The 19,334-nt window shown below is 66.0% G+C and carries 16 protein-coding genes and 1 pseudogene; 5 read left to right on the top strand and 12 right to left on the bottom strand.

Features of this window, described 5'->3' with window-relative positions:
• Nucleotides 1-31 precede the first annotated feature (31 nt).
• The 5 genes from AC3WOB_RS12875 to AC3WOB_RS12855 all read right to left on the bottom strand — a co-directional run bounded on the left by AC3WOB_RS12875 (nt 32) and on the right by AC3WOB_RS12855 (nt 4,949).
• Entirely contained in the window at nt 32-2,326 is a 2,295-nt protein-coding gene (locus tag AC3WOB_RS12875) for a RelA/SpoT family protein (protein ID WP_013394000.1), read from the bottom strand.
• Between the two features lie 21 nt (nt 2,327-2,347).
• A complete protein-coding gene (gene rpoZ / locus AC3WOB_RS12870) occupies nt 2,348-2,551 on the bottom strand; it encodes a DNA-directed RNA polymerase subunit omega (protein ID WP_006219679.1) in 204 nt (67 codons plus the stop codon).
• A 44-nt stretch (nt 2,552-2,595) separates the two neighbouring features.
• Nucleotides 2,596-3,228, bottom strand: coding sequence for a guanylate kinase (gmk, locus tag AC3WOB_RS12865; protein ID WP_013393999.1), 633 nt, complete (start codon nt 3,226-3,228; stop codon nt 2,596-2,598).
• A 102-nt stretch (nt 3,229-3,330) separates the two neighbouring features.
• Nucleotides 3,331-4,248 (bottom strand): c-type cytochrome, encoded by a 918-nt coding sequence (locus tag AC3WOB_RS12860; RefSeq protein WP_492275242.1) that lies wholly within the window; start codon nt 4,246-4,248, stop codon nt 3,331-3,333.
• Complete coding sequence (locus tag AC3WOB_RS12855; protein WP_013393997.1) at nt 4,245-4,949, bottom strand: c-type cytochrome; 705 nt, start codon at nt 4,947-4,949, stop codon at nt 4,245-4,247. Before AC3WOB_RS12855 ends, AC3WOB_RS12860 begins: the two co-directional genes overlap by 4 nt.
• A gap of 344 nt (nt 4,950-5,293) precedes the next feature.
• Here AC3WOB_RS12855 and AC3WOB_RS12850 point away from each other — a divergent pair, with 344 nt between their 5' ends.
• Nucleotides 5,294-6,064 carry an SDR family oxidoreductase gene (locus tag AC3WOB_RS12850; protein ID WP_013393996.1) on the top strand — a complete coding sequence of 257 codons (771 nt, stop codon included), beginning with the start codon at nt 5,294-5,296 and terminating at the stop codon, nt 6,062-6,064.
• A gap of 96 nt (nt 6,065-6,160) precedes the next feature.
• Here the strand turns inward: AC3WOB_RS12850 and AC3WOB_RS12845 are convergent, their stop codons facing one another.
• Nucleotides 6,161-6,760 (bottom strand): C40 family peptidase, encoded by a 600-nt coding sequence (locus AC3WOB_RS12845; RefSeq protein ID WP_013393995.1) that lies wholly within the window; start codon nt 6,758-6,760, stop codon nt 6,161-6,163.
• 311 nt (nt 6,761-7,071) lie between these two features.
• Between AC3WOB_RS12845 and AC3WOB_RS12840 the strand changes: the two genes are divergently transcribed.
• A complete protein-coding gene (locus tag AC3WOB_RS12840) occupies nt 7,072-8,571 on the top strand; it encodes an AMP nucleosidase (protein ID WP_013393994.1) in 1,500 nt (499 codons plus the stop codon).
• A gap of 135 nt (nt 8,572-8,706) precedes the next feature.
• A complete protein-coding gene (locus AC3WOB_RS12835) occupies nt 8,707-10,266 on the top strand; it encodes an amino acid permease (RefSeq protein ID WP_492275241.1) in 1,560 nt (519 codons plus the stop codon).
• A 7-nt stretch (nt 10,267-10,273) separates the two neighbouring features.
• Here AC3WOB_RS12835 and AC3WOB_RS12830 read toward each other — a convergent pair whose 3' ends face one another.
• From AC3WOB_RS12830 to AC3WOB_RS12820, 3 genes are all read right to left on the bottom strand, one after another.
• Nucleotides 10,274-10,558 carry a helix-turn-helix domain-containing protein gene (locus tag AC3WOB_RS12830; protein ID WP_492275240.1) on the bottom strand — a complete coding sequence of 95 codons (285 nt, stop codon included), beginning with the start codon at nt 10,556-10,558 and terminating at the stop codon, nt 10,274-10,276.
• Nucleotides 10,555-10,899, bottom strand: coding sequence for a type II toxin-antitoxin system RelE/ParE family toxin (locus AC3WOB_RS12825; protein ID WP_492275239.1), 345 nt, complete (start codon nt 10,897-10,899; stop codon nt 10,555-10,557). Before AC3WOB_RS12825 ends, AC3WOB_RS12830 begins: the two co-directional genes overlap by 4 nt.
• A 237-nt stretch (nt 10,900-11,136) precedes the next feature.
• Nucleotides 11,137-12,069, bottom strand: coding sequence for a YicC/YloC family endoribonuclease (locus AC3WOB_RS12820; protein WP_013393990.1), 933 nt, complete (start codon nt 12,067-12,069; stop codon nt 11,137-11,139).
• A gap of 186 nt (nt 12,070-12,255) precedes the next feature.
• Here AC3WOB_RS12820 and rph point away from each other — a divergent pair, with 186 nt between their 5' ends.
• Nucleotides 12,256-12,990 carry a ribonuclease PH gene (gene rph, locus AC3WOB_RS12815; protein WP_492275238.1) on the top strand — a complete coding sequence of 245 codons (735 nt, stop codon included), beginning with the start codon at nt 12,256-12,258 and terminating at the stop codon, nt 12,988-12,990.
• Nucleotides 12,991-13,056: 66 nt separating this feature from the next.
• Here rph and AC3WOB_RS12810 read toward each other — a convergent pair whose 3' ends face one another.
• Both AC3WOB_RS12810 and AC3WOB_RS12805 read right to left on the bottom strand, forming a co-directional pair.
• A complete protein-coding gene (locus AC3WOB_RS12810) occupies nt 13,057-14,433 on the bottom strand; it encodes an MmgE/PrpD family protein (RefSeq protein WP_492275237.1) in 1,377 nt (458 codons plus the stop codon).
• Between the two features lie 16 nt (nt 14,434-14,449).
• The gene (locus AC3WOB_RS12805; protein ID WP_013393987.1) at nt 14,450-15,610 is read right to left on the bottom strand and encodes an acyl-CoA dehydrogenase family protein; all 1,161 of its coding nucleotides are present in this window, start codon (nt 15,608-15,610) and stop codon (nt 14,450-14,452) included.
• Nucleotides 15,611-15,822: 212 nt separating this feature from the next.
• Here AC3WOB_RS12805 and AC3WOB_RS12800 point away from each other — a divergent pair.
• Nucleotides 15,823-17,256, top strand: a pseudogene (locus AC3WOB_RS12800) (methyl-accepting chemotaxis protein); the annotation flags it as partial.
• A 150-nt stretch (nt 17,257-17,406) separates the two neighbouring features.
• On the opposite strand, the gene AC3WOB_RS12795 reads toward AC3WOB_RS12800, so the two are convergent.
• Complete coding sequence (locus AC3WOB_RS12795) at nt 17,407-19,182, bottom strand: EAL domain-containing protein (RefSeq protein ID WP_492275236.1); 1,776 nt, start codon at nt 19,180-19,182, stop codon at nt 17,407-17,409.
• Nucleotides 19,183-19,334: the final 152 nt, after the last annotated feature.

The following is a 19,334-nucleotide window of genomic DNA, read 5'->3' as shown; positions in this document are numbered from 1 at the left end:
GGGGTTCAGCCCTGCACATCCGCTTTGCACCTCAGCCTTTCACGCGCACGATCTTCTGCACCTGCGGCACATGGCGGATGGCGCGGATGACCTGCGCCAGGTGCTTGCGGCTGTCGACCTGGATGGTCAGATGCAGCGACACCGTGGCGACTGCGTCGTCGTGCATGGTGACGTGCACGATGTTGGCGTCGGCCGCCGTGACTTCCGCGGCCAGCCGTCCCAGCACGCCGCGCTCGTTGCGCGTGACGATGTCCAGCCGCGTGGCCAGGTGCTTGGCGGTGTGGGCGTCCCAGGCGACATTGATCCAGCGTTCCGGCTCGCGCAGGCGCTGGCGCATCGCCACCGGGCAGTCGGCGGTATGCACCACCAGTCCATGTCCCATGCGCATGCCGGCGATGATGGGGTCGCCGGGCAGGGGGCCGCAGCAAGGCGCCAATTGCACGGCCTGGCCTTCATTGCCCTGGATCAGGATGGGGGCGCTGCGCGCCGAGGTAAGCTCGTCCACCGCCGCGGCCGTGGTCGCCACCAGTTGATGCTCGGGCGCGAAACGGCGCGCCACCACGGCAGCCAGGCGCTTGCCCAAGCCGATGTCGGCCAGGATTTCCTCGCGCGAGCTGGCGCCGGTGCTGCGCGCCAGCTTCTGCCAGGCCGGGTCGTCGGTGGCGGGCAGAGGCATGTGCAGTTCTTGCAGCGCCTGGCCCAGCAGGCGTTCGCCAAAGGCCACGGACTCTTCGTACTTGACCGTGCGCAGGTAGTGGCGGATTTCGGAGCGCGCCCGTCCGGTACGGACGTAGTTGAGCCATTGTGCGTTTGGACGCGAGGCCGGCGAGGTGACGATTTCCACGGTGTCGCCGCTGTTCATCTCGGTGCGCAGGGGCACGAATTCGCCATTGACCTTGGCGGCCACCGCCTGGTTGCCGATGTCGGTGTGGATCGCGTAGGCGAAGTCCACTGGCGTGGCGCCGCGGGGCAGCGAGATGATCTTGCCGCGCGGGGTGAACACGTAGACGGCGTCGGGGAACAGGTCGACCTTGACGTGCTCCAGGAATTCCCCGGAGTCCCCGGTCTGGCTCTGGATGTCCAGCAGCGACTGCAGCCACTGATGCGTGCGCTTTTGCAAGTCGTTCAGGGTCAGGTCCGCGCCCTTGTAGAGCCAGTGCGAGGCCACGCCTTCTTCCGCCACGTGATGCATGTCGCGCGTGCGGAACTGGAACTCCACGGGCGTGCCGTAGGGGCCGACCAGCGTCGTATGCAAGGACTGGTAGCCGTTCACCTTGGGAATGGCGATGTAGTCCTTGAACTTGCCGGGCACGGGCCGGTAGAGCTGATGCAGCGTGCCCAGGGCTAGGTAGCACTCGGGCAGGGTGTGCACGATGACGCGAAAGCCGTAGATGTCCAGGACGTCGGAAAACGACTTCTTCTGGTCGACCATCTTGCGGTAGATGCCGTACAGCGTTTTTTCGCGGCCGGTGACTTCGGCCTCGATGCCGGCGGCGGGCAGCGAGGCCCGCACCGAATCGGCGATCTTGGTGATGACTTCGCGGCGGTTGCCGCGCGCGGCCAGCACGGCCTTGTACAGCACCTGGTAGCGGTTCGGGTACATGGCCGCGAAGCACAAATCCTGCAGTTCGCGGAACAGCAGGTTCAGGCCCAGGCGGTGCGCGATGGGCGCGTAGATGTCCAGGGTTTCGCGCGCGATGCGGCGGCGCTTTTCCGGATTGACCGCGTCCAGCGTGCGCATATTGTGCAGGCGGTCGGCCAGCTTGATGAGGATGACGCGCACGTCGCGGGCCATCGCCAGCAGCATCTTGCGGAAGCTCTCGGCCTGTTGTTCGGCCTTGGTGGCGAAGTCCAGGCGGTCGAGCTTGGACAGGCCGTCGACCAGTTCGGCGACTTCAGGGCCGAATTTCTCGGCAAGCTCGTGCTTGGCGATGCCCTGGTCTTCCATCACGTCGTGCAGCAGGGCGGCGGACAACGCGTTGACGTCGAGCTTCCAGCCTGCGCAGATTTCCGTGACGGCGATGGGATGAGAGATGTAGGGCGAGCCGCTGGCGCGGAACTGGCCCAGGTGCGCCTGGTCCGCGAAGCGATAGGCTTCGCGCACGCGCTCTACGTCTTTCTTGTCGAGATAGCTGCCGATGATTTCGGTCAGCGGCGCCAGCGAGGCGACCGGCGAGGCGGTCGCGTCCGCCGCTTCTTGCGCGGCGACGGACGGTGGCGTGGGGGGAGTCTTGTCTTTCTTGCCCGTGCGGCGCCCGAGACGGGAGCCGGCACGCAGTGCGGCAAGCAGACCTGATGAAGCGTACTTCAGCCCGGGAAAAGCCATGCTTGCCGCCCCCGGAAACGATCAGGTGGGTACTTTACGCAGCATTTCCACGCCGGTGAGGCCGCCCGCGATTTCGCGCAGGGCAGTGACCGTGGGCTTGTCTTTGCTGTCCAGGCGCGGGGCATGGCCTTGCGCCAACTCGCGGGCGCGGTAGGTCGCGGCCAGCGTGAGCTTGAAACGATTGGGGATTTGATTCAGACAGTCTTCGACGGTAATGCGAGCCATTAGGACACCTGGTGCTGATGGAGGATAGGGAGAATGCGTTCGGCTCAGTGCTCGGCCGGGATGCCAAGTTGCGAGAACAACTGGCTGTGGCGGGCGGCCTGAGACGAAAAGCGCAGCCGCGCGGCGCTAACTATTTGAGTCAGTTCCGACAAGGCCACGCTAAATTCTTGATTAATAATAACATATTCGCATTCAGGCGCGTGGGCGATTTCGCCGCCCGCGGCCATCAGGCGGCGCGCGATCACCTGGGGCGCATCCTGGCCGCGCGCCTTGAGCCGGCTTTCGAGTTCATCGATGGACGGCGGCAGCACGAACACGCCGATCGCGCCGGGAAAGCGCTGCTTCACCTGGCGCGCGCCTTGCCAGTCGATTTCCAGCAGCACGTCGCGGCCGGCGCGGGTGGCTTCGTCGATGCGGTCTCGCGGCGTGCCGTAGAAATTGCCGTGCACTTCGGCCCATTCCAGCAGATTGTTGCCTTCGCGCAGGAGCTTGAACTCGTCCGCCGACACGAAGCGGTATTCGCGGCCGTCTTCCTCGCCGGGGCGGGGCGCGCGGGTGGTGCAGGAAATGGAGAGCAGGATGGAGGGGTCTTGCTGGAGCAAGGCCTTGACCAGGCTGGACTTGCCGGCGCCGCTGGGCGCGACGACCATGAAGACGTTTCCGGGATTGGCGGACATGAATGTGGCGGGCGTGTGATGCTGAGACACGAAGAATAACAAATCACGCAGCCGGGCAGGCGGTAACCCGCAAGCCGGCCGCGAGATTCGCGCCCACCGGACTCAGCCGCCAGCCTTGGCCGCGGCCTGGGTCAGCTTGCCGCCGGGCGCCGGAGAGTCGCTGCCCAGCAGGTGGCCGTTGACCTCGATGCCGTACAGCGAGTCGTCGGAGTCGTGGTACTTGGCCCGGGTCGCGGCGACCGAGCCGGTGTAGCGCGGATCCTGCGGGCGTTCATGCGCGTTCATGAAGTAGGCGACGTCCCAGGCTTCCTGGTCGCTCAGCATGCCGGCCTGCCCGAGCGGCATATTGGCCTTGATGAAGCCGGCGGCATTGCCGATCTGGTGCATGCCCGCGCCCCAGTTGAACGAGTCCGCGCCCCACAGGGCGGGGAATACCCAATGCTTGCCGTTCTTCTGACCCCCGCCCTCGGCGCCGTGGCAGACGGCGCAATACTGCGCGTAGACCTCGCTGCCGCGCACGTAGTCCGCTTTCTGGGCGGGCGGCGGCAACTTGCGGTAGCCCTGGCCTTCCAGCACCACGCCGGTGGGCGCCTTGCTGGCCAGCCAGAACATATAGGTCTGCAGCGCGGTCAGCGTGGGATCGTCGGCGGCTGGCGCCTTGCCGTTCATGCTGAAGCGGAAACATCCTTGCAGGCGTTCGGCCAAGGTGTTGACGTGGCCATTCTTGGCGCGATACGCCGGGTACAGCACATAGGCCGCCCACATCGGGGCGGAATCGGCGCGGCGGCCGGCATCCAGGTGACAACTGGCGCAGTTCAGGTCGTTGCCGACGAACTTGCCGGCCTTCTGCGGCGTATGCAGGAAGATCTGCTCGCCTTCGCGTACGGCTTTGCCGAAATCGTTGTCGGGGATGGACGCGGCGGACGGCGGCGTGAAGGATGGGCGGGGTTCGGCCGCAAAAGTGGCGGCGGATGCGAACAGACAGGCGGCGGACAGCAGGCGCAGGCTGGTGGCGGTCATTGCTGGGCTCCCGCAGCGGTGTTGGCTTGCGCGGCAAGCTGGTCGGCGGCCTTGGGCAGGCCTGCGTAGTAAGCGGACACGGCGTCGATCTCGGCACTGGAGAGGCGGGTGGCCACGGCAGGCATCAGGCCCAGCGGACCCGGCGGGCGCTGGCCTTGTTGCCAGGCGCGCAGTTGGCCCGCAATGTAGGCGGCGGGCTGGCCCGCAAGCGCGGGGAAATTCGCGCCGACGCCGATGCCGCCCGGCCCGTGGCACTGATTACAGGCCGGCACGTTCTTATCCCAGGCGCCGCGGGTGGCCAGCCAGGCGCCGGTGTCGGCCGGCTTGACCGGATGCATGGCGGTGGCGGCGAGCTTGTCGGTATCCAACGTGGACGGCAGCGAAGCGTAGTACTGCGACAAGGCCTTGCGCTGCGCCGGGTCCAGCGCCTTGGCGGTGGCGGCCATGACGGGGCTGATACGCGAACCGTTGGCCATGGCTTCGAGCTGTTCTTCCAGGTAGGCGCTACCCATGCCGGCCAGCTGCGGAAAACCGGCGGCCGGATTGCCTTCGCCACGGGCGCCATGGCAGGTAATACAGGCGGGCGCGCCATTCGCGCCCTGGGTGCTGATCTGCTTGCCGTCAGGCGCGCCCTGGGCTGCGGCCGAGGCGGTGTAGAGCGCGCCGAGGACGAGTGCGCCAGTCAGGGACCTTGGGGTCATGGATGCTGCTCCATAGGTATCTTTGGATTTTTGGTAATAAGCTAATTTCTAGGAATTATATAAAAACTTGTGACGGATCAACACGGGATTATCGGTTCGGTGGCATGCGCTGCGCGCGTTTCCGCGGTGGGATATGCCTGAAGAAAAGCCGCGTGCGCAGGCAACCGCGAGGTGCGGGCGCTTGCGGAAAATCGCCTCGTCTCCCGCTTTCCGGCAAGCTGCCGTGCCGCGTAATTTTTGCTTGCGTGTGACGGCTGCGTAAGTGTCACGGCTGGAACCTTCGCTTGCAGCATCGCCAGAACGATTCGGGTAGCATTCCGCCGATCGATAACAAGGAGAATCCGATGCAAGCGAACGAGATCGAACACCCGCGCGTAGCGCTGGTCACCGGCGCCGGTACCGGTATAGGCCGCGCGGTGGCGCTGGAATTCCTGGCGCAAGGTTATCGGGTCGTGCTGGCCGGCCGCCGCCGCGAACCGTTGGAAGCGACTCGCACCGCGGCGGGCGAGGATGGCGTGCGGGCGCTGGTGGTGCCCACGGATGTGTCGGACGAGCAGGCCGTGCGCGAGCTCTTCGACGCGGCGCAACGCGAATACGGCCGGCTGGACGTGCTGTTCAACAATGCCGGGCGCGGCGCGCCGGCGATGCCGATCGAGGAGCTGCCCGTCGCTGTCTGGCGCGAGGTGGTCGACACCAACCTGACTGGCATGTTCCTGTGCGCGCAGGCCGCCATCCGCGTGATGAAGGCACAGAATCCTCGCGGCGGGCGCATCATCAACAACGGTTCGATCTCGGCGCACGCGCCGCGTCCGTTCTCCATCGCCTACACCGCCACCAAGCATGCGGTGACCGGGCTGACCAAGTCGATTTCGCTGGATTGCCGGCCCTACAACATCGCTTGCGGCCAGATCGACATCGGCAACGCCGCCACCGATATGACCGAACGCATGGCCGCAGGCATCCTGCAGGCCGATGGCAGCACCAAGGTGGAACCGCGCATGGACGTGGCGCACGTGGCGCAAGCGGTTGCCGCCATGGCGCGCCTGCCGCTGGAAGCCAATGTGCAATTCATGACCATCATGGCGACCAACATGCCCTTCGTGGGCCGGGGCTGAAACGCGTTCAGCCTGCGGCGGCGCGTCCATCGAGGACTGGCCGCGGCAGGCTGTGGTGCCGCCCCTATGGCGCGCCGCAAGCGCGCTTTTTTTTCGTCAGGGCGCGGAGGCCTGGGCCAGCATCTGGCCCGGTTGCATATCCAGGTAGCGCCGGGCGCCGACGTAGCGCTTGGTCCAGTACGGATTCTTCATTTCATCCACACGCACCTTGGTGCCGCGGCGCGGGGCGTGGACAAACTTGTTTTGGCCGATATAGATGCCGACGTGCGAGGTCACGCCGCGGCCGCGCGTGGCGAAGAACACCAGGTCGCCAGGGCGCAGCTCCTGCTTGCCAGCGACGGATTCGCCGGCGGTGCGCTGGGCGCGGGCCGTGCGGGGCAGTTCCAGGCCGGCGATTTCGCGGAAGACGTACAGGACCAGTCCGCTGCAATCGAAACCTTCAGCATCGTCGCCGCCCCAGCTATAGGGGGTGCCGATGGCCTCCAGGCCGGCTTGCACGACGCGGTCGCGCAGGGTGGGGACGGTGGGTTCCTGCGCCAGGCGCAGGCCGGTGAGCGAGGGGCGGGCCTGCTCGGGGCGGATGGACGCCTGGGCGGCGTCGGGGATCCAGGAGAGGGTCAGGGCGATGATGGGCGCTGACAGGAATACGGGAATGCGCAGTTGGGCAATTCGGGCTTTTCGCGTGGGCGGCGTCATTACGTCACTTCAAGAATCGGAGTGGGCGGCATGGCTTTGCCTGGACAGGCAAGCCGGCGGAAAGGGGGGCAACACCGGGACGCAAAACCCCGGATTGCCACATGATTGTAATGGAATAATGTTTCATTACATTTGTAGTGCAATGCAGCATTCTTGTCGGCAGACGTTACGGCGCCGCGCCGCTTGGGCAGACCTGAATATGACACTTCATCTTGCGCTGGCTCGGGCATAATCGGCGGCATCGGCCCTGCGGCACGGCAAGCCGGCGGTGGCCGCTGAAACAGATAAGATGAGAAGCGGAGTAAAGCTCGATGATGAACGCAGTGCACCCTTTGTCTTCCATGAGCCGGCCCGAGGCCTTGCCCTTCGAGCCATACCAGGATGCGGTGGCGGCGGTGGAACGCCTGATTGAAATCTATGCGCGCAACACCGCTTTCCTGCGCGCCGCTTTCCGCGAAGTGCTGAAAGGTTCGACCAACGGCCGTGAGCGCGCCCGCGCCTACTACCCAGCCATCCGCATCGTGGTGGAAACCTACGATCCGATCGACACGCGGCTGTCCTACGGCCACGTGGCCGAGCCAGGCATTTACCAGACCACCATCACCCAGCCCGCGCTGTTCCGCGACTACCTGATAGAGCAGGTGGGCCAGTTGCTGCAGAATCACCGCGTGGCGGTGGAAGTCGGCGAGTCCGATTCGCCCATCCCGCTGCATTTCGCTTTCCCCGAGGGCGCCTATGTCGAAGGCGAGCACCTGGAGGCGCTCAAGCGGCCCCTGCGCGACCTGTTCGATGTGCCGGACCTGGCGGTGACGGACGATGCCATCGTCAACGGTTCCTGGCGCGGCAAGGAGGGCGAGCCCAAGCCATTGGCGCCTTTCACGGCCCAGCGCGTGGACTATTCGCTGCACCGCCTGCAACACTACACCTCGACCGCGCCGGCGCACTTCCAGAATTTCGTGCTGTTCACCAACTACCAGTTCTACGTGGACGAGTTCTGCGCCCGCGCCCGCGCGCTCATGGCCAGCGGCAACGAAGACTATGAAATGCTGGTGGAACCGGGCAACCGCATCACGCGCCGCGGCGAAAGCGGCCCGGGTGACGAGGACCAGGCGGTCCGCCTGCCGCAGATGCCGGCGTATCACCTGGTGCGCGGCGACCATTCCGGCATCACGCTGGTGAACATCGGCGTGGGTCCGTCCAACGCCAAGACCATTACCGACCATATCGCCGTGCTGCGTCCGCACGCCTGGCTGATGCTGGGCCATTGCGCCGGCCTGCGCGATTCGCAGCGCCTGGGCGACTACGTGCTGGCGCACGGCTATGTGCGCGAGGATCACGTGCTGGACGCCGACCTGCCCACCTGGGTGCCGGTGCCTGCGCTGGCCGAGGTGCAGGTGGCGCTGGAACAGGCGGTCGAAGAAGTGGCGGGGCTGTCGGGCTGGGACTTGAAGCGCATCATGCGCACGGGCACGGTCGCCACCATCGACAATCGCAACTGGGAGCTGCGCGACCATCTGGAGCTGGTGGAGCGTTTTGCCCAGTCCCGCGCCATCGCGCTGGATATGGAATCCGCCACTATCGCGGCCAACGGCTTCCGCTTCCGGGTGCCTTACGGCACCTTGCTGTGCGTGTCGGACAAGCCTTTGCATGGCGAGTTGAAGCTGCCCGGCATGGCCAGCGCCTTCTATCGCCGGCAGGTGAACCAGCACCTGGAAATCGGCATCCGCGCGCTGGAGCGACTGCGCGACATGCCGCCGGAACGCCTGCATTCGCGCAAGCTGCGCACCTTCATGGAAACGGCGTTTCAATAGCCTGATTGATCCGTCCCCGAGGCCCCGCGATTTCACCGGATGGGGCCTCTTGCGCTATCCTCGCCGGTTGCTTGGAAATCCCCAGGCACCCGGGCGCGTGGCGCGGGTGCCTTCATGACCTGAAGGAAATGCATTTTGGCACCATCGGAACACGATGAACGTCGCTCAGGCGGCACGCGCACAGCGGAGGCGGAACGGCCTTCCGAGCTGCGCCGTACGCTGTCCGCGCGCCACCTGACCATGATCGCGGTAGGCGGGTCGATCGGCACCGGGCTGTTCGTGGCCTCGGGCGCGACCATCGCCAAGGCCGGCCCCGGCGGCGCGCTGCTGGGCTACGTGCTGATCGGCATCATGGTCTATTTCCTGATGACCAGCCTGGGCGAACTGGCTGCCGCCATGCCGGTTTCCGGATCTTTTTCCACCTATGGCGCGCGCTATGTCGAAGACGGCTTCGGCTTCGCGCTGGGGTGGAACTATTGGTACAACTGGGCGGTCACGGTCGCGGTTGACCTGGTGGCGGCGCAACTCGTCATGGCCTACTGGTTTCCGGACGTGCCAGGTTTTTACTGGAGCGCCTTGTTCCTGGCTATCACCTTCGGCCTGAACGCCATGTCGGCGCGCGGCTTCGGCGAGGCGGAGTTCTGGTTTGCGCTGATCAAGGTGGTCGCCGTGCTGGCGTTCGTGGCCATGGGCGTGATGATGCTGCTGGGCATCATCCGAGGCGGCGAAAGCGGCGGCCTGGCCAACTGGACGGTGGGGGACGCGCCGTTCTCGGGCGGCTTCGCGGCGCTGATCGGCGTGGCCATGGTGGTGGGTTTTTCGTTCCAGGGCACCGAGCTGATCGGCATCGCCGCCGGCGAATCCAAGGATCCGGCGCGCAACCTGCCGCGCGCGGTGCGGCAGGTGTTCTGGCGCATCCTGCTGTTCTACGTGGCGGCCATCCTGGTCATCGGCCTGCTGATTCCGTATACCGATCCGCATCTGCTGCGCAACGAGGTCGAGGACATCAGCGTCAGTCCCTTCGCCCTGATTTTCGAGCGCGCCGGTCTGTTGGGGGCGGCTTCGGTCATGAACGCGGTGGTGTTGACGTCGGTCTTGTCGGCGGGCAACTCCGGCATGTATGCCGCCACGCGCATGCTCTACAGCCTGGCGCGCGACGGCAAGGCGCCGCGCATTTTCGGCCGCATTTCGCGCAACGGCGTGCCCCTGTGGGCGCTGCTGGCGACCACGGCCGTGGCGGCGCTGTGCTTCTTTACCTTCATCTTCAGCCCCAACGCGGTCTACATCTGGCTACTCAATACGTCCGGCATGACGGGCTTCATCGCCTGGCTGGGCATCGCCATCAGCCACTACCGGTTCCGCCGCGGCTACGTCAAGCAGGGCCATAACCTGGCCGATCTGCCCTATGTGTCGCCGTTCTTTCCGTTCGGGCCGATCTTCGCCTTTGTGCTGTGCCTGATCATTACCCTGGGACAGAACTATCAGGCGTTCCTGCAGGACAAGATCGATTGGGGCGGGGTGGTCGCGACCTATATCGGGATTCCGCTGTTCCTGCTGATCTGGGCCGGCTACCGGCTGGCACGCGGCTCGCGCTTCGTCAACTACCGGGACATGAAGTTCCCCGATGCGCGGGCGCGCAGCGCGTATCTGGATTCAGCGCTGCGAGGGGAGCCTGCTGCGGGTGAGGCGCGCTGAAGACTGGTCAAGCCAGCGCTTCGATGACGGCCTCCGGGTTCCGTTCGATGACATTGAGTAGTACCAGGGCAGGGCCGCGCGGTGAACGATCACCGCGTTCCCAGTGCCGCAGCGTGGCAGTCGAAAAACCGAATCGGGCTGCGAATTGCTCCTGGGTCATTCCGACTTTGGCGCGTACGGCTTTGACGTCAACTTCGCGGGGGCGATGCAAGCGCACGCCGCGCGTATCTCCCTGCGCGTGGGCAATCGCTTCTTGCAAACCTTGCTTGATGCCGTCGAATACAGTGCTCATGATCTTGTTTGTCCTTTCCAGATACTCACCAGCAAGGTCACCATGCTGGCTAGCTCGTTGCGTTGGGCCTTGGTCAGATTGGCTTTGTCGTTTTTCGCAAAAAGCGTCAGCAAATATAGCGGCATAAGATCATCGTGGTAGTAATAGATGATGCGCGCGCCGCCGCTCTTGCCTTGCCCACCACGACGCCAGCGCAATTTACGGACTCCGCCGGTGCCCTCCATGATGTCTCCCGCTTTCGGATGCCCGGCCAGGTAGTCGATCAGATCTTGGCGTTCGTCTGGCAGCAATAGTCTGTCGGCAAGACGAATGTAATAGGGCAGTTCTGCAATGCCATGCATGGTTTGTCGCAAAGTTGATTCTAATCCATTGGATTAGTTTGGCCAAGATCAGATGCCCAGCATCGGGGCTGGATCGAAAACGCGTATATCAACAGCTACGGGCCAATGCGGGGCGCGTGTGTCCTTAAAACCAGACGAAAAGCAGCCCTTACATACTGGATTGGTCATCCAGCAGGCAAGGGCTGCTTTTTTGGTGTCAGGATCCGGCGCCCGGTCGAAGCGCCGCTGCGAGTCTTTCTACTCGATGTTCTGCGCCTGTTCCCGCATCTGCTCGATCAACAGCTTCAGGTCCATGGCCGCGCGGGTGACTTCCATGCTGCCGGCCTTGGAGCCCAGGGTGTTGGCTTCGCGGTTCATTTCCTGGAACAGGAAGTCCAGGCGCTTGCCGGCGCTGCCGGCGTTCTTCTTGCCGGAGGCTTGCTTGCCGCCGCCGTCGCCCAGCAGGTGGCGCAGCTCTTCCAGGTGCGAGCGCAGGCGCGACAGCTCTTCGGCCACGTCGATGCGCAGCGCGAACAGATTGGCTTCCTGCGACAGGCGTTCCGACAGCTCCGCGCCGGAAATGTGGGTGAAGCCGCCGGGGAAGGCGGATTCCACGCTTTCGCGCAGCTTGGAAGCCAGTTTGTCGCGGTGGTCGGCCAGCAGCTGGGGCAGGTGCGCCTGCACCAGTTCGACGATGCGCGCCACGCCGTCGGCGCATTCGCGCATCATGCCGGCCAGGCGTTCGCCTTCGCGCTCGCGGCCTTCCTGCAATTGGGTCAGGGCCTGCTGGGCGGCCTGCAGGCAGGCGGCGCCCCAGACTTGCGGGTCGAGCGCATCGTTGGCGCGCTGGCCGGGCCAGTTGAACAGTTCCACCAGGCGCGGCGCGGCGATGTCGGGGAGGATGCGGCGCGCGGCCTGCAGCTGTTCGGCCAGGCTTTCGAGCCAGGCCGGTTCCAACTTGGACAAGTCGGTGCTGGCGTTGCGCGTGTAGGAGACGCGGATCTCGACCTTGCCGCGCGCCAGGTTGGCGGTCAGCAGTTCGCGCAGTGGCGTTTCGACGTGGCGCAATTCATCGGGCAGGCGGAAATAGAGGTCGAGAAAGCGGCTGTTGACGCTGCGGAATTCGAGCGCAAGCGTGCCTTGCTCGAGATCTGCGCGGGCGTTGCCGAAAGCGGTCATGCTGCGAATCATGATGTGCGTGTCCTGGTAATGCTTTTTATTGGGAACCGGTTGCGGCCCAGCCCGCGCCAGCCGGTATTTCGGCGCGGACCCTTGTGTTTGTACCGGTTATATCGCGGCAGGATACTCCAAGCGGCGTTTTCCTGCGGCGCCACCCCGTACAATGCGGCGGATCTAAGCCACGTCTGGAGTCTGCCTGTGACCACACCCCCCGCCATCGCCCGTCCCTCGGGCCGCGCCGTCGACGAACTGCGGCCGTTCAGCCTGGAGCGCGGATTCACGCGCTACGCCGAAGGTTCGGTACTGGTGAAGGCCGGCAACACCCATGTGCTGTGCACGGCCAGCGTATTGGAGAAAGTACCGCCTTTTCTGAAGGGCAAGGGGGAAGGCTGGGTAACGGCTGAATACGGCATGTTGCCGCGCGCCACCCACACGCGCGGCGATCGCGAGGCCGCGCGCGGCAAGCAGAGCGGCCGCACGCAGGAAATCCAGCGCCTGATTGGCCGCAGCCTGCGCGCGGTATTCGACATGAAGGCGCTGGGCGAGCGCACCCTGCATCTGGATTGCGATGTGCTGCAGGCCGACGGCGGCACGCGCTGCGCCAGCATTACCGGCGCCTGGGTCGCGGCGTCCGAAGCGATCGCCTTGCTGATGAAGCGCGGCGACTTGGCCGTGAACCCGATCCGCGACGCGGTGGCGGCGGTGTCGGTGGGACTGGTGCAGGGCCGCGCGGTGCTGGACCTGGATTACGAGGAAGACTCGGCCTGCGACGCGGACGTGAATGTAATCATGACCGGCGGCGGCGCGTTCGTGGAAGTGCAGGGCACGGGCGAGGGCGCGACCTTCACCCGCGCGGAGCTGGACGCGATGCTGGTGCTGGCCGAAGGCGGCATCGCTGGCCTGGTGCGCGAACAGCGAGCGGCGCTGGCCTGATCGGCACAAAAAAATGACGGGTTGGACGGACTCATTCCGGCCAACCCGTCGAGCAGTTTGTCGCCATTAACCCCGCGGCAGCAGCGCTCCCAGCTTCTCCGCCTTTTCCAGGTTCCAGATCGCTGCGATCAGCCCGCGCAGCTCTTGCTCGGTGGCGGCGTCCGCGTAGCGGCCCAGGCTTAGCGTCTTGTCCTCGATTTCCGCGCGGCTCAGGGTATTGCCTGGATCGCCCTTGGGCTCGTCGACGCGGCCATGCAGCTTGCGGCCGTCGCGGGTGTAGACCGTGACCTTGCCGATCCAGCGCTGGGGGTAGGCGCCGTCGACTTCGGCGTCCAGCTCCATGTCGACCTTGCCGCGGAACGCGGCCACGCCGGGATCGTCCAGGCCGGCGTCGAATTCCGCCAGGCCGGCGCGGCCCTGCCGGGCGATCAGGGCCAAGACGGTACCCATCGAGAACTTGGACTGGTGCACGGTCTGCGGATTGACCACCGGGCCCAGCACGTCGATGGCGCCCTGATGCACGTGGGCCACGACCCGTTCGACATCGGCCTCGGTCAGATTGTTGTCGCGCAACGCCTGCTGCAGCGCATCGGCGGCCGGATGGGTGTGGCGGCAGGACGCGTGGAATTTGAACGAGGTCTCGGCCAACGCCCAGCGCTCGCCCAGCCGGTCGCACAGGCGGCTGGGATCGGCGTCGGTCGACATGCCGGCCGCCATGCCTTGCGGGCCCTCCAGGATATGGCGCGCGCCGGTGAAGCCTTCGCGCGCCAGGTAAGCTGCGGTGATGCCGTCGGCCGCAGCCTTGGCGGTATGCAGTTGCTTGGAGTCGGCGGCGTCGCGCAGGAATTCCCAAAGGCCCGCCGCTTGCGTGCCGGCCGATCCCAGCGCGTGCAGCATTTCCTTGGGGGACAGGTTGAGCAGCCGGCCGGTGGTGACGGCGGCGGCCAGCGTGCCGGCGGTGCCGGTGGTGTGGAAGATCTTGTAGTGCGAACGGCCCAGGAATTCGCCGACGCGGATTCCCACTTCGTAGCCCGCAACAGAGGCGACCAGCAGGTCGCGGCCCGAACGGCCCAAGGCCTGGGCCACGGCCAGCGCCGGCGGGAACACTACGGCGGCGGGGTGGAACACGGAACCATTGTGCACGTCGTCCTGTTCGACCACGTGGGCGGCCGCCGCGTTGACCATGGCGGCAAACAGCGGCGTGGTGCGGCGGCGGGTGATCAGGACTTCGCTGGGGCCGTCGGCCGGACCCATGGCGGCGGCATAGCGGTCGATGGCCTGCACCGCGCGGGCGGAAGCGCCCGCCAGGATAGAGGCCAGGCAGTCCAGCAGCAGGTCCTCGGCGCGGCGCAGCACCGGGGCCGGGATGTCTTCATAGCGCAAGTTGGCGGCAAAGGCCGCGAGCTCGGCGCTCAGGTGCGGGGTGTCTTTGACAACGGTCATTGATGTCGGGATCCGGTCAGAAGGAACGGGGCAGGCCCAGGATGTGTTCGGCCACGTAGGACAGGATCAGGTTGGTCGAGATCGGCGCAACCTGATACAGGCGGGTTTCGCGGAACTTGCGCTCCACATCATATTCCGTGGCGAAGCCGAAGCCGCCGTGGAATTGCAGGCAGGCGTTGGCGGCCTCCCAGGACGCGTCGGCGGCCAGCAGCTTGGCCATGTTGGCCTGGGCGCCGCAGGGCTCATGGGCGTCGAACAGGCGGCAGGCTTCGTAGCGCATCAGGCTGGCGGCTTCGACGTTGATGTGGGCGCGGGCGATGGGGAACTGCACGCCCTGGTTCTGGCCGATGGGGCGGCCGAACACCATGCGCTCCTTGGCGTAGGCGGTGACCTTGTCCACGAACCAGTAGCCGTCGCCGATGCACTCGGCGGCGATCAGGGTGCGTTCGGCGTTCAGCCCGTCGAGGATGTACTTGAAACCCTTGCCTTCCTCGCCGATCAGATTTTCTTCGGGGATTTCCAGGTTGTCGAAGAACAGCTCGTTGGTCTCGTGGTTGACCATGTTGGGGATCGGGCGGATAGCCATGCCGTGCTTCACGGCGTGATGCAGGTCCACCAGGAAGATCGACATGCCTTCCGACTTGCGCGTGACCTGGTCCAGCGGCGTGGTGCGCGCCAGCAGGATCATCAGGTCCGAGTGCTGCACGCGCGAGATCCAGACCTTCTGGCCGTTGATGACGTAGCGGTCGCCGCGCTTGACGGCGGTGGTCTTGATCTTGGTGGTGTCGGTGCCGGTGGTGGGTTCGGTCACGCCCATCGATTGCAGGCGCAGCTCGCCGGCGGCGATGCGCGGCAGGTATTCGCGCTTCTGGGCTTCGGAGCCGTGGCGCAGCAGCGTGCCCATGTTGTACATCTGGCCATGGCAGGCGCCGGAGTTGCCGCCGCTGCGGTTGATTTCTTCCATGATGACCGAGGCTTCGGTCAGGCCCAGGCCGGAGCCGCCGTATTCCTGCGGGATCAGCGCAGCCAGCCAGCCGGCCTCGGTCAGCGCGCGGACGAAGGCTTCGGGGTAGCCGCGTTCTTCGTCGACCTTGCGGAAATATTCGGAGGGGAACTGGGCGCAGAGGTCGCGCACGGCTTCGCGGATGTCCTGATAGGCGTGGGAGGCGTTGGGCATGTTGCTGTTTTCTATATGGGTGATGGATCGGTGCAGCATTGAATGTGCCGCAAGCCGCGGGCCCTGCCAATTCACAATTGCTTAATACGGGGTTCGGTTTCGTGACGGGAGTTTGTCATCCCGGCGCCGGGGTTGTGTCAAGAAATTGCCAAACTGGATGTCCATAATCCCTGTGAACGCCGCCGCTGGCGGCAGGTTTTGTATGGACTGATATGCGGAAAAACATCAGGGTCACGACGGCGGTGTCGGCCATTCTTGCGTTGTTCGTGGTGCTGTTCGCGCTGGCGGCGGCGGCCGGAATCTCGGTGCTGCGGGACAACCGCGCGGACATTGAAGCGTTGGGCCGGGGCAGCATCGAACGGGCCGGCGACCTGGCCGACATGAGCAGCCGGCTGTTCCAGGCGCGCGCCGCGCTGACGGATGCCAAGACGGCAATGGAAGGCGGCCTGGAAGAGGCGCGCAACGAGTCCCTGGCGCACGCTGAGACGCTATTCAAGCAGGCGGCGGCCAGCCTGGCGCGCCTGCGCGCCAACCCCGACGCCAGCGCCGAAGGCGCGCCGTTGTTCGACGCGGTGCTGGCCGCCTATGCCGCCTTCGCGGACAAGACGCTGGCGCCCATGCATGCGGCCATCAAGGGCTGGAACGGCATCGAGGTGAACCGCCTGGTGGACAAGGTCCTGCCTGGCAGCGCCGCTGCCTACGTCAAGCAGGCCGACGCCTACCAGACCTATGCCCGCGACCAGGGCCAGGCGGCGGTGGCCAGCGCCAGCCTCACGCTGCAGCGGGTGATCGCGGTGGCGGCCGGCGTGCTGGCCCTGGTGTTGCTGCTGGCCGTGCTGATCCGGCTGGCGTTCCGCCGCGGCATCCTGCGGCCGCTGAACGAGGCCGGCGCGCATTTCGACCGCATCGCCGACGGCGACCTGACGGGCGCGATCGCCATGCGCGGCGACAACGAGATTGGCGTCCTGTATAGCGCCATGCGGCGCATGCAGAAAGGGCTGTCGGCGGCCGTGGCCTCGGTGCGCCACGGCGTCGAGGAGATCCATACCGGCTCGGGCGAGATCGCCGCGGGCGGGGCGGACATGTCGGACCGCACCGCGCGCCAGGCGGGCTCGCTGCAGGAAGCGTCGGCCAACATGATGCAGCTGGCGCACACGGTGCAGCTGACCGCTGGCAACGCCGACCTGGCCAGCCGCCAGGCGCTGGGCGCGACCCAGCTGGCGCAGCGCGGCGGCGCGGCGGTCGAGGAAGTGGTGCAGAGCATGCAGGGCATTGCGGAGAGCGCGCGCCGCATCGGCGAGATCGTCGGCGTGGTCGACAGCATCGCCTTTCAAACCAATATTCTGGCGCTGAACGCCGCCGTGGAAGCAGCGCGCGCGGGCGAGCAGGGCAAGGGCTTTGCGGTGGTGGCGGGCGAGGTGCGCTCGCTGGCCCAGCGCAGCGCGCAGGCGGCCAAGGAGATCAAGGGTCTGATCGAGGACTCCGCGGCGCGCGTGCAGGCGGGGGTGCGTCAGGTCAGCCTGGCAGGCGACACCATGCGCGACATGGTGCAGTCGGTGGACCGGGTGACGCAGATCGTGGCCGAGATTTCCAGCGCCACGGCCGAGCAGGCCGCCGGCATCGCCTCGGTGAACCACGCGGTGGCGGACATCGAGCGCTCGACGCAGGAGAATGCCGCCATGGTGGAGCAGACGGCGGCTGCGGCGGCTGCCCTGGAAGCGCAGGCGCAGGGCTTGCGCCGGGCGGTGGCGGTGTTCCAGATCGCCCAGCCGGCCGGTGGCGCGGCTGGGCAGGGCTTAGCTGTCGAGCTGCGGCAGGATGCCGCCGGTGTAGCGCTCGGCCACCAGCGACAGGTTCCCGTGCTTGACCTTGTGCTTGACATGAGCGGCGGCCGACGCGATGTCCTCAGGGCGGATGCGCTCGCATAGCGAGGGCGTGACGGTGAGGGCGCCGACGCCCAGCGTCACGAAGGGAAAGAAGCGGGGCACGCCGTAGCGGTCCTCGGCTTCGATCCCGCCGTTGCGGCGGCCCTCGTCGTCGTACAGGTCCATCGCGCGCTCGTTGAATTCCGCGATGATGCGGCGGGTGCGCTCAATCCAGTCGGGGCTGCGCAGCAGCACCACGAAGTCGTCGCCGCCCACATGGCCAACGAAGTCGCGCTGCGGGTCGCAATGGCGCTTGATGACTTCGGCGGTCAGCATGATCATGTCGTCGCCGCGCCAGTAGCCGTAGACGTCGTTGAAGGGCTTGAAGTTATTCAGGTCGCCATAGCAGACGGTGAAGTCGTCCGCGTCTTCCAGCAGCGTGGCGATGTGCCGGCTGATGGGAATGTTGCCGGGCAGGGAGGTCAGCGGATTGGCGTAGCGCGCCGCCTCGATGCGCATTTCGGTGACCGAGCGCACCAGCGTTTCGCCGGTGGCCAGCCCGTCGTAGCGGCCTTCGCGCGTGATGATCAGGCCGTCCATCAGGTAGCGCTGGTCCTCCGAGATCAGCACGTGGCTCAACTGGTCGATGGAGACGTGCAGGTCCACCAGCACGGGCTCGGCATTCATGAAGGTGGAGCAGGCGTCGCGTCCGAACAGTTCGCGCGTATAGCGCTGGGCGTAATGTTCCGAGAAGTCGCGCCGGTTGATGATGCCGACCGGGCGGTTGTCGTCGTCGACCACGGCCACTGCATGCATCTCCTTGTGCTCGATGAACAGCCGGTGCACGTCGTCGTTGGTGTGTCCGCTCAATTGCACTGCCGGCGCTTCGACGCGCAGGCTGGCGGCGGTGCCGCCCATGCCACGCTGCAACGGGGCCGCTGGCGTCCGCTGCCGCAGCGAATCGCGCAGCGGCGGCGCCAGCTCGGTCAACAGCATTTCCTCCGGCCGGCCCAGCAGCCAGCCTTGCGCGTAGCGGATGTCCAGCTCGCGCACCACGGCCAGGTCCTCGGCGGTTTCGATGCCTTCGGCGACGATGGTGGTGCCCAGGTGCTGCGCCACCTTCAGGATGGCGCGCACCATGTTCTGCTTGCGTTCGTCCTGGCCGATGCCGTCGAAGAAATAGCGGTCTATCTTGACCAGGTCCGGCTGCATCTCGGCCCAGAGCTGCAGATTGGAGTTGCCCACGCCGTAGTCGTCCAGCGCAACGCGCATGCCGTGTTCGCGCAAGCAGGCGAAGGCGCTGGACAGCTCCGCCATGTGTTCGGACAGCGGATCCTGTTCGGTGAGTTCGACGATGATGCTGGACGGAGCGAGCGAGCAGTTCTTGAGCAGGCGTTGGGGCATTTCTTCGCCCCACAAGGTCCAGTAGTGCAGCAGCGCCGAGCCGGAAAGGTTCAGGAACAGCATGCCGGCGGCGTCGTGCTGATGAAAGCCCTGGGCGCCAGCGCGGAAGCTGGCCAGTTCCAGCTGCGGATGCAGGCCCTGGCGGCGGGCCTCGGCAAACAGCGCGTCGGGAAAGTGCAGGGCGGTGTCGGCCGGGCCGCGGATCAGGCTTTCATGGCCGTAGATGCGGCTGTGCGAAAGGTCGACCACGGGCTGGAAGCGCGGGCGCAACAGCCGTTCGCGCAGGATGCCGGCCAGGCTCATGTGCGCTGACGGGCTGTCCTGGGAAGATGAGGGCGCGCGGGCCGCTACCGGCCGGGGCAAAGCGTGAGTGGGGTCCATCGCCGGTGCGTTCAGATACTATCAGTGACAAGTTTGATCATATTGACAAGAAAATATGTCGGCGTTGTTGCGTC

The sequence above is a fragment of the Achromobacter sp. FW305-C-30-7 genome (genome assembly GCF_058783105.1).
The sequence above is the reverse complement of the archived record's forward strand: the minus strand, read 5'-3'. Positions and strand labels throughout refer to the sequence as shown.

Excerpts from the sequence above, each read along its gene's own strand:
- rpoZ (WP_006219679.1), bottom strand. The coding sequence starts at position 2,551 with ATGGCTCGCATTACCGTCGAAGACTGTCTGAATCAAATCCCCAATCGT.
- AC3WOB_RS12850 (WP_013393996.1), top strand. The coding sequence starts at position 5,294 with ATGCAAGCGAACGAGATCGAACACCCGCGCGTAGCGCTGGTCACCGGC.
- AC3WOB_RS12825 (WP_492275239.1), bottom strand. The coding sequence starts at position 10,899 with ATGCATGGCATTGCAGAACTGCCCTATTACATTCGTCTTGCCGACAGA.
- AC3WOB_RS12830 (WP_492275240.1), bottom strand. The coding sequence starts at position 10,558 with ATGAGCACTGTATTCGACGGCATCAAGCAAGGTTTGCAAGAAGCGATT.
- AC3WOB_RS12805 (WP_013393987.1), bottom strand. The coding sequence starts at position 15,610 with ATGCCCAACGCCTCCCACGCCTATCAGGACATCCGCGAAGCCGTGCGC.
- AC3WOB_RS12795 (WP_492275236.1), bottom strand. The coding sequence starts at position 19,182 with ATGAGCCTGGCCGGCATCCTGCGCGAACGGCTGTTGCGCCCGCGCTTC.
- AC3WOB_RS12810 (WP_492275237.1), bottom strand. The coding sequence starts at position 14,433 with ATGACCGTTGTCAAAGACACCCCGCACCTGAGCGCCGAGCTCGCGGCC.
- AC3WOB_RS12855 (WP_013393997.1), bottom strand. The coding sequence starts at position 4,949 with ATGACCCCAAGGTCCCTGACTGGCGCACTCGTCCTCGGCGCGCTCTAC.
- AC3WOB_RS12840 (WP_013393994.1), top strand. The coding sequence starts at position 7,072 with ATGATGAACGCAGTGCACCCTTTGTCTTCCATGAGCCGGCCCGAGGCC.
- AC3WOB_RS12860 (WP_492275242.1), bottom strand. The coding sequence starts at position 4,248 with ATGACCGCCACCAGCCTGCGCCTGCTGTCCGCCGCCTGTCTGTTCGCA.
- AC3WOB_RS12820 (WP_013393990.1), bottom strand. The coding sequence starts at position 12,069 with ATGATTCGCAGCATGACCGCTTTCGGCAACGCCCGCGCAGATCTCGAG.
- gmk (WP_013393999.1), bottom strand. The coding sequence starts at position 3,228 with ATGTCCGCCAATCCCGGAAACGTCTTCATGGTCGTCGCGCCCAGCGGC.
- AC3WOB_RS12845 (WP_013393995.1), bottom strand. The coding sequence starts at position 6,760 with ATGACGCCGCCCACGCGAAAAGCCCGAATTGCCCAACTGCGCATTCCC.
- AC3WOB_RS12875 (WP_013394000.1), bottom strand. The coding sequence starts at position 2,326 with ATGGCTTTTCCCGGGCTGAAGTACGCTTCATCAGGTCTGCTTGCCGCA.